10 protein-coding genes are annotated in these 14441 nt (G+C 44.4%); 9 read left to right on the forward strand and 1 reads right to left on the reverse strand.

What is annotated here, in order from left to right:
• The first annotated feature begins 651 nt into the window (after positions 1-651).
• Positions 652-2028: a penicillin binding protein PBP4B gene (pbp4b, locus tag AS888_RS02435; RefSeq protein WP_061140625.1), complete on the forward strand. Its 1377-nt coding sequence runs from the start codon at positions 652-654 to the stop codon at positions 2026-2028.
• Between the two features lie 186 nt (positions 2029-2214).
• On the opposite strand, the gene AS888_RS02440 is transcribed toward pbp4b, so the two are convergent.
• Positions 2215-3216, reverse strand: a complete 1002-nt coding sequence (locus tag AS888_RS02440; protein ID WP_061140626.1) for an iron-hydroxamate ABC transporter substrate-binding protein — start codon at positions 3214-3216, stop codon at positions 2215-2217.
• A 136-nt stretch (positions 3217-3352) separates the two neighbouring features.
• Here AS888_RS02440 and AS888_RS02445 point away from each other — a divergent pair, with 136 nt between their 5' ends.
• The 8 genes from AS888_RS02445 to AS888_RS02480 all read left to right on the forward strand — a co-directional run.
• Positions 3353-4393 carry a FecCD family ABC transporter permease gene (locus AS888_RS02445; RefSeq protein ID WP_061140627.1) on the forward strand — a complete coding sequence of 347 codons (1041 nt, stop codon included), beginning with the start codon at positions 3353-3355 and terminating at the stop codon, positions 4391-4393.
• Positions 4393-5418, forward strand: a complete 1026-nt coding sequence (locus tag AS888_RS02450; RefSeq protein ID WP_061140628.1) for a FecCD family ABC transporter permease — start codon at positions 4393-4395, stop codon at positions 5416-5418. Before AS888_RS02445 ends, AS888_RS02450 begins: the two co-directional genes overlap by 1 nt.
• A gap of 320 nt (positions 5419-5738) precedes the next feature.
• Positions 5739-6188: a hut operon transcriptional regulator HutP gene (gene hutP / locus AS888_RS02455; protein WP_061140629.1), complete on the forward strand. Its 450-nt coding sequence runs from the start codon at positions 5739-5741 to the stop codon at positions 6186-6188.
• 114 nt (positions 6189-6302) lie between these two features.
• Positions 6303-7820, forward strand: coding sequence for a histidine ammonia-lyase (gene hutH / locus AS888_RS02460; protein ID WP_061140630.1), 1518 nt, complete (start codon positions 6303-6305; stop codon positions 7818-7820).
• A gap of 287 nt (positions 7821-8107) precedes the next feature.
• A complete protein-coding gene (locus AS888_RS02465) occupies positions 8108-9502 on the forward strand; it encodes an amino acid permease (protein WP_260320088.1) in 1395 nt (464 codons plus the stop codon).
• A gap of 950 nt (positions 9503-10452) precedes the next feature.
• A complete protein-coding gene (locus AS888_RS02470) occupies positions 10453-11658 on the forward strand; it encodes a quaternary amine ABC transporter ATP-binding protein (protein ID WP_061140632.1) in 1206 nt (401 codons plus the stop codon).
• Positions 11659-11668: 10 nt separating this feature from the next.
• Positions 11669-13390, forward strand: a complete 1722-nt coding sequence (locus AS888_RS27020; RefSeq protein ID WP_311316460.1) for a glycine betaine ABC transporter substrate-binding protein — start codon at positions 11669-11671, stop codon at positions 13388-13390.
• A 309-nt stretch (positions 13391-13699) separates the two neighbouring features.
• A partial coding sequence (locus AS888_RS02480; RefSeq protein ID WP_185113011.1) for a transposase occupies positions 13700-14441 on the forward strand: 742 nt, incomplete at its 3' end.

The following is a 14441-nucleotide window of genomic DNA, read 5'->3' on the forward strand; positions in this document are numbered from 1 at the left end:
GGTTCGGTGGCACCAGTTGATCTAAAGTAATCATTTCAAGTTGATCTCGCTGAATAGAATCATGTTTAGAAAGCATCCTCATCACCTCAAGTTTTAATACCTCAATTTTAAAACAAAAATGACTCCAGTCAAAAGTGTTCTATCTAAATGGTAAGACAAAGTTGATTGGAGCGGGTGTTCGAGACTCCTGCGGGAAAAGCGCGTCTAGGGGAGACCCCGCAGGCAAAGCCGAGGAGGCTCCCCGACCGCCCGCGGAAAGCGAGTGCCTGGAGTGGAAATCAACGTCTAAATTGTACAGGCCATAAAAATAGACAAACTCGATTTTCATCGAGTTTGTCTACAGTCTGAGACCACTTTAGAAGTGGTCTTTTTAGTTTGTGGATTTTTATCGCTCTTTCAAATTACATTTGAATTTTCGTTTTACATCATCATAGTGTTCATTGTGAAGATAGTCCTGTTTGCGAAAGAATCCCTCTTTTATTCAAGTTATGACTTTTGAGCCATCTTTCGAATCATTTTGGAATTAACTAGGAGGTTTATTCGTGGATGTTATAAAATAAAAAATAAAAAATAAATGATGACGGTTACGAATACGCGTTCAAACATTTACGGTACAAGGTTTATGAATTGGAATTTCATAGGGGGAATATGATGAAAAAATGGACAAGCTGTACACTGAGTTCAATTTTGGCATTTTCTTTATTTATATCTTTCACATCCTATGCACAAGCAAATTCAAACAAAGAGACTGCAGTGAGTAAGGAAGCGGGCAACTCGTTTCCGGTGTTAACAAAAGCAAGAAAACCGGAAGATGCTGGCTTTTCATCGGAAAAGCTGGAAAAGGTCGACCGGTTGATTGAAATGGAGGTGGCTTCCGGGTTCCCCGGGGCTGCGTTGATTGTTATCAAGGACGGAAAAATCGTTAAAAATGATAGCTACGGGTACAAACGGAAGTTCAATGAGCATACGCCTCTTAAGCGGTTTCAGAAGATGAAAGACGATACAATGTTTGACCTTGCTTCAAACACGAAGATGTATGCGACTAATTTTGCGCTTCAAAAATTAGTCAGTGAAGGCAAGCTCGATATCGAGGCAAAAGTTCAGCAATATATTCCTGATTTCAAAGATGCGGAAGGGGATGTAATCAAGGGGAAGGATACCTTGAGGATCATTGATGTCCTTCATCATACCGCCGGTTTTAAGCCGGATCCGCAATATCACAATCCAACTGTTTCAAAGGAACTCTACTCACAGGAGCGGGATAAAACGATTTCGTTCCTATCGAAAACACCGCTGACCTATGTACCGGGAACGCAGAACGTATACAGTGATGTCGATTATATGCTGCTCGGTGCGATTATTGAAAAAATAACGGGTCAGCCGCTTGATACGTACGTTGAAAATGAAGTGTACAAGCCGCTTAACTTGAAACATACAAAATTCAATCCGCTTCAAAAGGGGTTCAAGCCAAAGGATTTTGCTGCAACGGAATTGCTAGGCAACACACGGGATGGCGTGATAGCATTTCCTAACATTCGCACATACACGCTTCAAGGGGAGGTCCATGATGAAAAGGCCTTTTATTCGATGGGGGGCGTTTCAGGTCATGCAGGTCTTTTTTCCAATACGAAAGATCTCGCTGTCCTGCTGCAGGTGATGCTGAATGGCGGGGGATACGGAAAGCATGCGTTTTTTGATCAAGAAACGATCGATGAGTTCGTTGCACCTTCCGAGATCAATCCGACTTATGGCCTTGGCTGGAGACGAAATGGCGATGCAAGCATGGAGTGGATGTTCAGTCCTTATGCCAGTGAGAGTGCCTACGGTCACACAGGCTGGACGGGAACGGTCACGATCATTGATCCCGAGAAACAGTTAGGCATTGTTTTGCTTACGAATAAAAAGCATTCACCGCTCGTAAACCCTGCAGCCAATAGCAATCAGTTCTACGGTGACCTCTTTAAAACAGGAGGTTATGGAAGCGTCGTAACGGCGATCTATGAAGCGTTGGAAAGTAATGAAAAATAGAGGATGCGTACTGACTCGCATTCCAGCTGCTTGCGATTAAAAGAGATATATCAACGAGAAATCGAGATATATCGACGAAAATTGGAATTTATCAACGAAAAGCCGAGATATATCGACGAAAACGGAAATAGGAGTTCGAGCTATTAAAAAAATCAAGGCTATCACCAGATGTGATAGCCTTGATTTTTATTTCACTAAACTTTTTAACACATTATCAATGATTTGTTCGTTAGCGATAGGTCCTGTGTATAACCAGCTTTCGTCGGCAGAAAACTCATGTACATTTCCTGCTTTTACAGCAGGGATGCTTTTCCATAGTGCTTCATTAAGTGCTTTTGAGCCAGTGGATGTATCGCTATTGATCAAGAATAGGTGATCGGCGTCCATTTCCACTAATTTCTCTAATGAAATGGCACTCCAATTTCCTGTTGCACTAGCGGAAATTTCCTTGACAACACCCGGTTCCTTCAAGCCTAAATCGTCATACATGACAGCTCCGCTCGATAGGTTGTCACTAACGACGAAGAACTTGCCGCCGACAAGCCAAACGGCTGCCACGGAAGGGTTGTCCGTTTCTTTTTCAAGCGTTTTTTTAGCTTCTGCAGCTTTCGCCTCGTACTTGTCTAAAGCCTTCTTGGCTTCATCTTCTTTGCCGAACACTTGTCCAACGCGCTTAAGTTCATCACGCCAATCATTGTTCACCTCGGTACCGATTACATAAGTAGGGGCGATTTTATTGTATTGCTCATATTTCCCGCCTTCGACCATGCTTGCAGAGTCCATGATGATCAAGTCCGGCTTCATTTTTTGAACAGCTTCGAATGGAAGGTCGTGTGGAATGGTAGGAACCCCATCAAGGTCCTTCTGTAAATACCCTTGAATGCTTGCTCCATCTTTTACACTCCATTGCGCGACTGGTTTAACACCCAATGTGACAAGATTATCTTCAAGGTATGACGCGATGACACGCTTCGGCTTGGCCGGAATCGTGACTTTATGTCCCATTGCATCCGTTAACGTTCTTGTCTTCACTTCTTCTTGGTTATCTTTATTGGAAGTTTGATCCGTTTTATTTGTCGAAGATTGGCTATCCTTCGCTCCTTCATCACCACAGGCAGCCAATGAAATGGCTAACAGTCCAGCGCCCAAAAGTTGCAGCATTTTTTTCTTGCTTATCACGTTATACATTTAAATCCCCCTAAAAATATGATAAAATTATCTATGCATGATAATGATTCTCGATTTCAATTAATTTAAATATAGAAATCATTCATTGTCAATCGTTATTTTTTAGGGATAATCCCTCTGGAGAGTAGTTGTACAGATGAATTCAAAAACAAAAATCGACAAGATACCACTAAATACATATAAAAATAGAGTAACCAGCTTGGTCATCATGATAGTGGGCCTTGCATGCTTACTCGTTTCGATTATTGCTTCAATCAATCTCGGTGCCGCCGATTTGAGCTATCGTGATGTATATAATGCATTATTTCAATTTGATGAAGACAATCCCGCTCATACGATCATTCGCCAATTAAGATTTCCGCGGGCAATCGCTGCAGTGTGTGTAGGAGCGGCGTTAGCCGTCTCAGGGGCAATCATGCAGGGAATGACGAGGAATCCATTGGCTGATCCTTCCATACTGGGTGTAACCGCCGGATCATCGTTTTTCATTGCGATTGCGCTTGTGGTCATGCCGGGTATAACGTATCTGGGCTTAATGATGTTCTCTTTTGCCGGTGCAGGGTTGGGCGCAGCATTGGTTTTCGGAATCACATCGTATTCAAGGGGCGGCATAACGCCTGTCAAGCTCGCACTCGCCGGCTCGGCGATAGCATCCTTGCTTAGCTCGCTTTCAACTGCGGTCGGGATCAAATTCAATATTTCAAAAGATATCAGCTATTGGTTTGCCGGAGGGGTTTCAAGTGTGCAGCCGCAGCATGTTTTATTTACGCTTCCATTTATCGTGGTGGGGATATTGGTAGCCTTGGTTCTTTCCCGCTCCATTTCCATTCTTAGCTTAGGGGAAGAGGTGGCAAAGGGACTTGGGCAAAATACCGGAATCGTGAAGCTTATAGGAATGATTGCGGTGCTGCTGCTGACCGGAGCTGCAGTATCGATTGCAGGCATGATTGGGTTCGTAGGCCTGGTCATTCCTCATATCACCAGGTTTTTGGTCGGGAATGATTATAGGCTGATCATCCCTTGTTCCGCCATTCTTGGTGGCGTGCTATTGCTGGTTGCCGATATCGTTGGACGGATGGTGAATGCCCCATTCGAGACGCCTGTCGGGGCCATCACAGCCATCATTGGCGTTCCCTTTTTCCTTTATTTAGCTCGTAAAGAAGGGAGGGGACTATGATGCCGAAGCATTCCGGCCCCAATGAGGGACGCTTTAAGAAGCTGCTTGCCTTAACAAGCATTTTAACCATAATTGTGTTTTTTATCAGTATTAACGCAGGATACCTCAAGATTCCGCTGATGGATGTTATATCAACATTATTAGGAAATGGCACTGCTGAAAATGAATTGACCATTTTCGATTTCCGTTTGCCAAGGATCGTAATGGCGATCCTTGTAGGAATGGGGATTGCCGTTTCGGGAGCGATTTTACAGGGCGTTTCCCAAAATCCATTAGCCGACCCTGGCATATTGGGCATCAACGCAGGAGCAGGATTCACGGTCGTCCTTTATATGTTCTTTTTCCAGGGCACTGCATTCTTCAATGGAGGATCTTCCGTTTTCATCATGCCCATCACGGCCTTGCTTGGTTCGTTCATTGCCGCGTTTTTAATTTATGTTCTTTCCTGGAAAAAAGGCCAGGTGACGCCTGCGAGGCTATTACTGGTCGGGATCGGCATCAATGCCGCGTTCGGAGCAGGTTTGGTCATTTTCCAGATGAAAATGGAACCGAACAATTTCATGAAGGCATTAATCTGGTTATCGGGAACGATTTGGGGCACGAACTGGACGTTTGTCTGGGCGTTATTACCGTGGTTGGTTGTCTTGATTCCTTTCGCCATTTATAAATCAAAAGTATTGGACGTTCTGCGGTTAGGTGATTCGATCGCCATCGGCGTCGGTGTACGGATAGAAAAGGAACGCAGGTTATTATTGATGGTTTCCGTCGCACTGGCTGGTGTATGTGTTTCCGTGGGCGGGGGCATAACCTTTTTAGGTCTGATCGCCCCGCATATGGCGAGAAGGCTAGTGGGGGGGACACACGCAAGATTATTGCCATTGACTGCAATCCTAGGTGCTTTATTGCTGTTATCCGCCGATACATTGGGACGGGTCATCATGGCCCCGATGGAACTGCCGGTGGGGATCATCGTCTCGATTCTAGGAGCTCCGTACTTCATTTACTTGCTTGTGAAAAACATTTAGCTATTGAAGTTGTGCAAGGGTTGTACCATATAAACTGGAAGGAGATGCCGTCTGATTTTGCAGGCGGCCTCTTTTTTGTTCCAAAGCGGAGTCCAGGACCGCCCGAGGAAAGCAAGATTTTAACATTGTTTTACGCTGGATGAAGAGGAAAGAGAGTCAAATTTCAGGAAGCGAAGCCTGTAGCCCGAATATGCATGTAGTGGGATGAAAGTCTCGCAATAAAAAGAAATCTGAAAAAGAGGTTGACCGGACGGCTTGTACCCGCTTACAATAATATGTAGTTATTAGTCAATTTAGAAAATTGAAAATGAGGTCCTTGCATGACTAAGGAATTCGACAGAAGAATCGGGCGCCATGCAATCATGTACGCGTTTGCGGAAGAAGAGGAAGAAATTTCATTAACGAATGATTTAAAGCGAATGGATTGGCTTTATGGAAAAGGGAAGGTCGGTTCGATGGAGCTGCAGAAAATTGTGGCAGCCATCGAGACATCAGCGAAAAGGCTGGGACTGGTCAATCCCGATATATATCGTGAAATGCATGCGCTGTACCATGCGATCATCGAGGCATTGCACGGGGTGACTCGAGGCCAAGTCGAGCTTGGCGGTCTATTGAGGACGGCGGGCCTTCGGTTTGCAATCGTCCGAGGCAGGCCCTTCAAGAACGGTGATGAGGGCGAATGGATTGCAGTCGCCGTGTATGGAACGATCGGCGCACCGGTTCGGGGATTCGAGCATGAAGCGGTTGGCTTGGGAATTAACCACATTTAAATATTTAAAAGCCTATAGTTAATTAGTGAATTAGGGGGCTGTATTGATGACTGGATAAGTCTGTCAATATGGCCTCCTTTTTGTTTGTGAAAAAAGGATGAGGGGTGCAGGAAAATGATTACGTTAACAGGCCAAACTTTAACGATTGAAGATGCGAAGCAAGTATTGTATGGAGGGGCATTCGTCACGGCATCAGCCGAGAGTGTCGAGAAGGTGGAAAAAAGCCGGGAGGCGGTTGAGAATATCGTGAAACAAAAGAAAGTCGTCTATGGGATTACAACAGGTTTCGGAAAATTCAGCGATGTGCTGATTGATGCAGGTGATGCAGAGCAGCTGCAGTGGAATTTGATCCATTCTCACGCATGCGGTGTAGGCGAACCGTTTCCTGAGGTGGTTTCAAGAGCGATGGTCCTTCTCCGTGCCAATGCGCTCTTAAAAGGGTTCTCCGGGGTGCGTCCTGTGGTCATCGAACGCTTGATCGAGCTTTTGAATGCCGGGGTCCATCCGGTCATCCCTCAGCAAGGTTCACTTGGGGCGAGCGGCGACTTGGCGCCTCTTTCCCATTTGGCGCTGGTATTGATGGGGGAAGGAGAAGTGTTCTACAAAGGTGAACGAATGGAGGCGATCACCGCATTATCGAAAGAAGGGATTCTGCCGCTGACGCTTAAAGCGAAAGAAGGATTGGCATTAATCAACGGAACGCAGGCGATGACGGGGATGGGCCTGGTCAATTATATCGAAGCGGAACAGCTTGCCCATCAAACGGAGGCGATTGCTTCCTTGACGTTAGAAGGGCTGCGCGGCATTGAAGACGCCTTTGATCCGGATGTTCATCTTGCCCGCGGTTATCGCCAGCAAACGGAGGTCGCGGAACGGATTCGCCGCATGATCCATGGCAGCCAGCTCATCACCAAGCAAGGGGAGCTCAGGGTACAGGATGCGTATTCGCTTCGGTGCATTCCTCAGGTTCATGGGGCATCATGGCAAACTCTCGATTATGTCAAAGAAAAACTGGAAATTGAAATGAATGCTGCAACGGATAATCCGCTTATATTCGATGATGGTGAAAAGGTGATTTCAGGCGGAAACTTCCATGGCCAGCCGATAGCGTTTGCGATGGACTTCATGAAAATCGCCGTTGCCGAGCTTGCGAACATTTCCGAGCGCCGGATCGAGCGACTCGTCAATCCCCAGTTGAATGATTTACCGCCATTCCTGAGTCCGTCGCCTGGCTTGCAATCGGGAGCGATGATCATGCAATATTGCGCCGCTTCACTCGTCTCTGAAAATAAGACACTCGCCCATCCGGCTAGTGTGGATTCCATTCCATCTTCAGCGAATCAGGAAGATCATGTAAGCATGGGGACTATTGGATCGCGGCACGCGCATCAAATCATCCAAAACGTCCGCCGCGTTTTGGCGATAGAGCTCATTTGTGCCCTGCAAGCGGTGGAGTACCGCGGAACGGAAAAGATGGCTCCATTCACGAAGGATTTTTATACGGAAGCAAGAAAGATCATTCCGAGCATTACACAAGATCGCGTCTTCGCTAAGGATATCGAAGCAGCGGCTAGCTGGTTACTTGAAATCGACTGGAATTCGTTCATTCATGGGACCTTGCATACCACATAATGATAGGACGGTTTTCTTCTAAACGCTAGGCCCATGAGCCCCTTACCGGGTTTGTAGGCCTGGCGGCGTTTGAAAAAGTACATAGTTCCAAAAAACCCGAAAGTATCTTCTTGATTAGAGAAAAAGACCTGGATGCAGTGAAAATCGACAAGATTTTGAGAGATTAAAAATGCATGGTTGGAGGGGAATTTAATTTGGAAAATCGCCAATTGCAACTGCCCGGTAAAAATGAGCAAAACGAGCCGCCACATTCTTTGCAAAGAAAACTGAAAGCGCGCCATCTGACGATGATTTCATTAGGCGGTGCGATTGGAACGGGGCTCTTCCTCGGAAGTGGCCCAGCCATCCATTCAGCAGGTCCTGGCGGGGCGTTGGTCGCATATGCCGTCATCGGCATCATGGTATATTTCATCATGACAAGCTTGGGGGAATTGGCATCATTCATGCCAGTCAGCGGTGCTTTCAGTACATATGCCACAAGGTTCATCGATCCCGCCCTCGGATTTGCGCTTGGCTGGAACTATTGGTTCACTTGGGCGATGACGCTTGCCGCGGAACTATCTGCCGCAACGATGGTCATGAAATTCTGGTTTCCGCACAGTCCATCATTTTTATGGAGTTCCATGTTTTTAGTTTTGATATTCCTATTGAATTACGTATCCGTGAAAGGGTATGGAGAAGGGGAATATTGGTTTTCACTCATCAAGGTCGCGACCATCATCATCTTTATCGTGGTCGGTATACTGATGATCTTCGGAATCATGAACGGAGAGGCGATCGGCTTTAAAAATTTCACGGTAGGTGACGCCCCGTTCGCTGGCGGGTTCTTGGCGACATTGGGAATTTTCATAGCGGCTGGTTTTTCTTTTCAAGGAACCGAAATCGTCGGTGTGGCAGCGGGTGAAAGTGAAGATCCGGCAAAGAATGTTCCAAGGGCCGTTCGCAGCATCTTTTGGCGGATATTCCTGTTTTATATTTTAGCCATCCTGGTTATCGGCCTGATCGTTCCCTATACAAATGGGAGTCTTCAGGGGCACACAATCATGGTCAGCCCGTTTACGATGGTATTTGAAAAAGTGGGACTGGCATTTGCAGCTTCAGTGATGAATGCCATCATTTTAACGGCAGTATTATCAGCAGGTAATTCAAGTCTTTATGTGACAAGCCGGATGTTGTACTCGATGGCAAATGAAGGGCTGGCACCAAAACTTTTCGGAAAGCTCAACAAGCGAGGCGTTCCCATCTGGGGACTGATCGTCACTTCACTTGTAGGCATGCTGGCATTTTTTGCATCCATTTTCGGTGATGGAGTGATTTATGTTTGGCTGATGAATGCAGTCGGAGTTACGGGTTTTATCTTTTGGCTTGGCATAGCGGCAAGTCATTACCGGTTTCGGAAAGCATACATCGCTCAAGGGCATTCATTAAATGATCTTCCCTATCTGTCAAAATGGTTCCCTTTTGGTCCGATATTTTCCTTTGCCCTATGTTTCTTCGTTTTAATGGCGCAAAACTATCAGGCATTCATGGGAGACCACATTAATTGGGCGGGCGTAATGGCAGCTTATCTTGGCATCCCGTTTTTTCTGGTAATGTGGCTCGGCTATAAATTCGTTAAAAAAACGAAAGTGATTCCGTTAGAAAAATGCCGGATAAATTTCGATGAACATAGGAATGTGTAACGCATGGATGAAAGCCTTGAAATAGGAAATTATTTCAAGGTTTTATTTTGGGGATTTGGGGGAATAACATACGGGATTATCCAAAGGTGGGATGTTCCAAAAGTGTTTCTGGGGTTTTTTGGAACTTTACAAATCGAAAAAAACTGAAAAAAATTAGGGCGGAGGGTAGGACTTTATTTTTTCGGCTTGCCAGAACGTTGGTATATCAACGTTTTCTCAAGATTCCGGAACCCTAGTAAGGGAATGTGATTTTGGCCATTATAAGCAGGAATCCGGCCGCACATCATTTGAATTAATATTCATAGTTTGTTAAGGTAATGAAGTACTTTAGGGATAAAGGTTCAGTCCATGTGCTTGGACTGACCGAAGCTTTAAAATAAAAACCATTATATTTCAGTTGGTATATGCTGTGCCTGTTCGATTCCTCAGTAGTATTGCACCTCTTTTCCCTGCTTGAAATACTCAAAATAGACACATGGGAATCCTATATTATTTTCAATGCGTTTTGGTGTCATACCAAGTATTACTCCACCTGGTTTTAGGAAAATGAAGTACTTTAGAGGGTAATCGTTTGTCCGACGCCTGGACAATGTCTCTAAGTGGAAATCGTTTATGTTACAGGTGGTATAGGTTGTGCCTGCTTGTTCCCTCAGTTGTGATTACACCTCTTTTTCCTACTGGAAATGCTCAATTAATCACACATATATAATCCAAGTAAAGAATTCCTTCTTGGGAACAATACATTACAAGAAGGCCCCCTCATATATGTGTCAAATCCGCTTTTTTGATCTATATATAGTATGGAACATAAGAAAAAGTGTAGAGCTAGAATCGTTTTTTACATTCCGATTATTTCAAGGGACGTGTGTATTAATCATCATCACTCGCATAAAACGGGGAAATTCAGCAAAACTGAATCATATGGGCAACTATTAGAATGAGGTGACTTGATGAAGCCATATGTAGAAGTCAGAAATGTCTCGAAAATTTTCGGCAAATCTCCAAAAGCTGCAACAGATTTATTGATTCAAGGCAAATCGAAAAAAGAAATACTGAAAGAAACGGGACAGACTGTCGGCGTTAATAATGTGAATTTCGAGATTTACCCTGGCGAAATATTCGTCATCATGGGTTTATCCGGAAGCGGTAAATCGACGTTGATCCGTATGTTCAATCGCTTGATCGATCCCACCCTTGGTGAAATATTGATTGGCGGAGAAGATATCGTAAAGATGAACGCCGCCCGTTTAAGAGAGGTCAGGCAAAAGAAAATAAGCATGGTGTTTCAGAACTTTGCTTTATTCCCGCATAAAACGATATTGGAAAACGCGGAATTCGGGCTCGAAATCCAGAAGGTCGATCCTGCAAAACGTCATGATAAAGCCATGAAGGCGCTTGAGGCGGTTGGATTGAAGGGCTATGAAAATCAGCTTCCATCCCAACTTAGCGGCGGTATGCAGCAAAGGGTCGGATTAGCGCGGGCGCTTGCAAGCGACACGGACGTATTATTGATGGATGAGGCCTTTAGCGCCCTTGATCCACTGATACGTAAAGATATGCAGGATGAGCTGGTTGAAATTCAAGATCAGTATAAAAAAACGATCATTTTCATTACCCATGATCTTGATGAAGCATTGAGAATCGGGGATAGGATCGCGCTTATGAAGGATGGAAGCGTGATTCAGCTGGGAACACCAGAACAAATCATGATGAATCCAGCCAATGAATTTGTCGAGAAGTTCGTCGAAGATGTTGATCTATCAAAAGTATTGACAGCATCTCATGTGATGATCCGACCAGAGAAAATCTCAGTTGACAGAGGACCGAGGGTTGCCTTGGAAATCATGCGTAAACAGGGATATTCAAGCATTTTCGTTGTGGATAGGAAGCAGAAATTATTGGGGGCGGTGACAGCTGAACAAGCGCGTCAGGCCATGAGCAATAATCAATCGATTTCCGAAGTGATGACTACGGATATCCCGACAGTCAAAGAAGATGAATTACTAGGAAACCTTATGGACGTGATGGCAACGTCAAGCTTGCCGATCTCTGTCGTAGATGATGAAAAAAGAATTAAAGGAATTCTTCTCCGCGGTGCCGTTATCGGTGCCTTGGCAGGTAATAAAGATTCCTTGAATGAAATGGAGAGTGAATAATTCAATGAATATGCCGAAAATCCCACTAGGAGCTTGGGTCGATTCTTTAGTGGATTGGATAACTATTGTATTTGCTGGATTATTTACACTGATTACGAATGTGATTGAAGGACTTTTAAATATACTTGTCGACGTAATGAGTGCCGGACCATCCATCGTATTGATTGTAGTGCTAACCCTTTTGGTTACTTATACAAGCAGATGGCCATTGGGAATCTTTACACTTATCAGCTTGCTATTGATCGATAATCTTGGTTATTGGGAATCAAGCATCCAAACACTGGCTATCGTGCTATTGTCAGGATTCCTAACGATACTGATCGGGATACCGATTGGGATATGGTGCGCCCAAAATAATACAGTGCGCAAGATCGTCACCCCGATTTTGGACTTCATGCAAACGATGCCCGCATTCGTTTACTTGATTCCTTCGATATTATTCTTTGGAATAGGGGTAGTGCCGGGAATCATTGCGTCATTCATTTTCGCAATCGCACCGACAATCCGGATGACGAATCTTGGAATTCAGGAAGTGCCCAATGATTTGATCGAAGCATCGGATGCTTTTGGCTCGACTAGCGGCCAGAAGTTAATCAAGGTACAAATACCTTTGGCCACTCCGACGATCATGGCAGGGGTAAACCAAAGCATCATGCTCGCACTTTCCATGGTCGTTACAGCTTCATTGGTCGGTGCACCAGGACTTGGGGCAGATGTTTACCGCGCTGTCAGCCAAATAAATGTAGGACAAGGATTCGAAGCAGGACTATCCATCGTCATCATAGCAATCATTCTTGATCGTATTACGCAAAATCTTCGTAAGCCGGCTTACGAGCACATCGTTAGCAGAAAAATCATTGTAATCGTTCTTGCGATACTCGTGGTTGCTACTGCACTATTCACTACGTTTGCAAAAGACACGGGTGTGAAAGGCGATGAGAACAGTTTTGCTGCCAAAGCCAATTATGAAATCATCGGAATCGAACCTGGAGCAGGAATAATGAAGCAAACCAAAACCGCTATTTCCGATTATAAGCTAGATGATTGGAAGCTTGTCGAAGGATCTTCGGCTGCAATGGTAGCTGAACTGAAAAAGGCAATCGATAAAAAAGAACCAATCGTCGTTACAGGCTGGACACCGCATTGGATGTTCTCGAAATATGACTTGAAATATCTCGAAGATCCGGATGAAGCATACGGCGGAGCTGAAAATATCAATTCGATCGCCAGAAAAGGTCTTGAACAGGATGCGCCAGGGGCCTATAAAATTCTTGATCAATTCTACTGGGAAACGAAAGATATGGAAAATGTAATGGTTAATGTTGCAGAAGGAATGACTCCTTCAGAAGCAGCAGATAAGTGGATAAAAGAACATCAGGACAAGGTATCCAAATGGACCAAGGATGCTGTGCCAGGAAATGGTAAAAAAATCAAATTGGTTTATGTTGCCTGGGATACTGAAATTGCCAGCACGAATGTAATTGGCAAGGTATTGGAGAAAAACGGGTATGACGTAACATTAAGCCAAGTTGAGGTGGGACCAATGTTCGCCGGTGTGGCAAACGGAAGTGCCGATGCCATGGTGGCTGGTTGGCTTCCAAGTACACATATGGAGTACTATGATAAGTACAAAGCCGATTTGGTCAACCTTGGACCAAACTTAAAAGGAACGAAAAATGGTCTGGTCGTACCTGATTATGTAGAGATCGATTCGATCGAAGACTTAAAGTAATTAAAAAATAGGGAATCTCATTAGAGATTCCCTATTTCAGACTGTAGACAAACTCGATGAAAATCGAGTTTGTCTATTTTTATGGCCTGTACAATTTAGACGTTGATTTCCACTCCAGGCACTCGCTTTCCGCGGGCGGTCGGGGAGCCTCCTCGGCTTTGCCTGCGGGGTCTCCCCTAGACGCGCTTTTCCCGCAGGAGTCTCGTACCTTCCGTTCCAATCAATTTTGTCTTACCTTTTAGATAGAACACTTTTGACTGGAGTCATTTTTGTTTTAAAATTGAAGGATTAAAACTTGAGGTGATGAGGATGCTTTCTAAACATGATTCTATTCAGCGAGATCAACTTGAAATGATTACTTTAGATCAACTGGTGCCACCGAACCATTTGGTTCGTAAAATGGAGGCTGCCATTGACTTCACTTTCATTTATGACTTGGTGAAAGATATGTACTCAGAGGTAGGACGCCCAAGTATTGATCCAGTTATTTTAGTTAAACTGACTTTCATTCAATATACCTTCGGTATTCGTTCCATGCGTAAAACGATTGAAGAAGTTGAAACCAATATGGCTTATCGTTGGTTCTTAGGCTATGGTTTCCATGATAAAGTGCCTCATTTCTCTACGTTCGGAAAAAATTATGAGCGACGCTTTAAAGATACAGACCTGTTTGAACAGATTTTCTGTCGCATTTTAATGACAGCTGCTAATAAAAAGATAATAAGTGTAGAACACGTTTTCGTGGATTCCACCCATGTGAAAGCCAGTGCGAATAAACGGAAATTTGAAAAGAAAATCGTTCGTAAAGAAACACGAGCGTATCAAGGACGTCTTCAAGAAGAAATCAATCAAGATCGTGAAAACCATGGAAAGAAGCCTTTTCCACCAGATAAATTTGATAAGGAAGAAACCAAAGCAATTAAAGAAAGTACTACGGATCCTGAGAGTGGTTACTATGTGAAAGATGAACGAACAAAACAGTTTGCCTATTCATTCCATGCGGCCGCAGACGGCAACGGTTTTGTATTGGGAACGATTGTAACACCTGGTA

It is taken from the genome of Peribacillus simplex, from assembly GCF_001542915.1.
GTDB classification, from domain to species: domain Bacteria; phylum Bacillota; class Bacilli; order Bacillales; family DSM-1321; genus Peribacillus; species Peribacillus simplex_B.

Excerpts from the sequence above, each read along its gene's own strand:
- AS888_RS02470 (WP_061140632.1), top strand. The coding sequence starts at position 10,453 with ATGAAGCCATATGTAGAAGTCAGAAATGTCTCGAAAATTTTCGGCAAA.
- AS888_RS02450 (WP_061140628.1), top strand. The coding sequence starts at position 4,393 with ATGCCGAAGCATTCCGGCCCCAATGAGGGACGCTTTAAGAAGCTGCTT.
- hutP (WP_061140629.1), top strand. The coding sequence starts at position 5,739 with ATGACTAAGGAATTCGACAGAAGAATCGGGCGCCATGCAATCATGTAC.
- AS888_RS02465 (WP_260320088.1), top strand. The coding sequence starts at position 8,108 with ATGATTTCATTAGGCGGTGCGATTGGAACGGGGCTCTTCCTCGGAAGT.
- AS888_RS02440 (WP_061140626.1), bottom strand. The coding sequence starts at position 3,216 with ATGTATAACGTGATAAGCAAGAAAAAAATGCTGCAACTTTTGGGCGCT.
- hutH (WP_061140630.1), top strand. The coding sequence starts at position 6,303 with ATGATTACGTTAACAGGCCAAACTTTAACGATTGAAGATGCGAAGCAA.
- AS888_RS27020 (WP_311316460.1), top strand. The coding sequence starts at position 11,669 with ATGCCGAAAATCCCACTAGGAGCTTGGGTCGATTCTTTAGTGGATTGG.
- AS888_RS02445 (WP_061140627.1), top strand. The coding sequence starts at position 3,353 with ATGAATTCAAAAACAAAAATCGACAAGATACCACTAAATACATATAAA.
- pbp4b (WP_061140625.1), top strand. The coding sequence starts at position 652 with ATGAAAAAATGGACAAGCTGTACACTGAGTTCAATTTTGGCATTTTCT.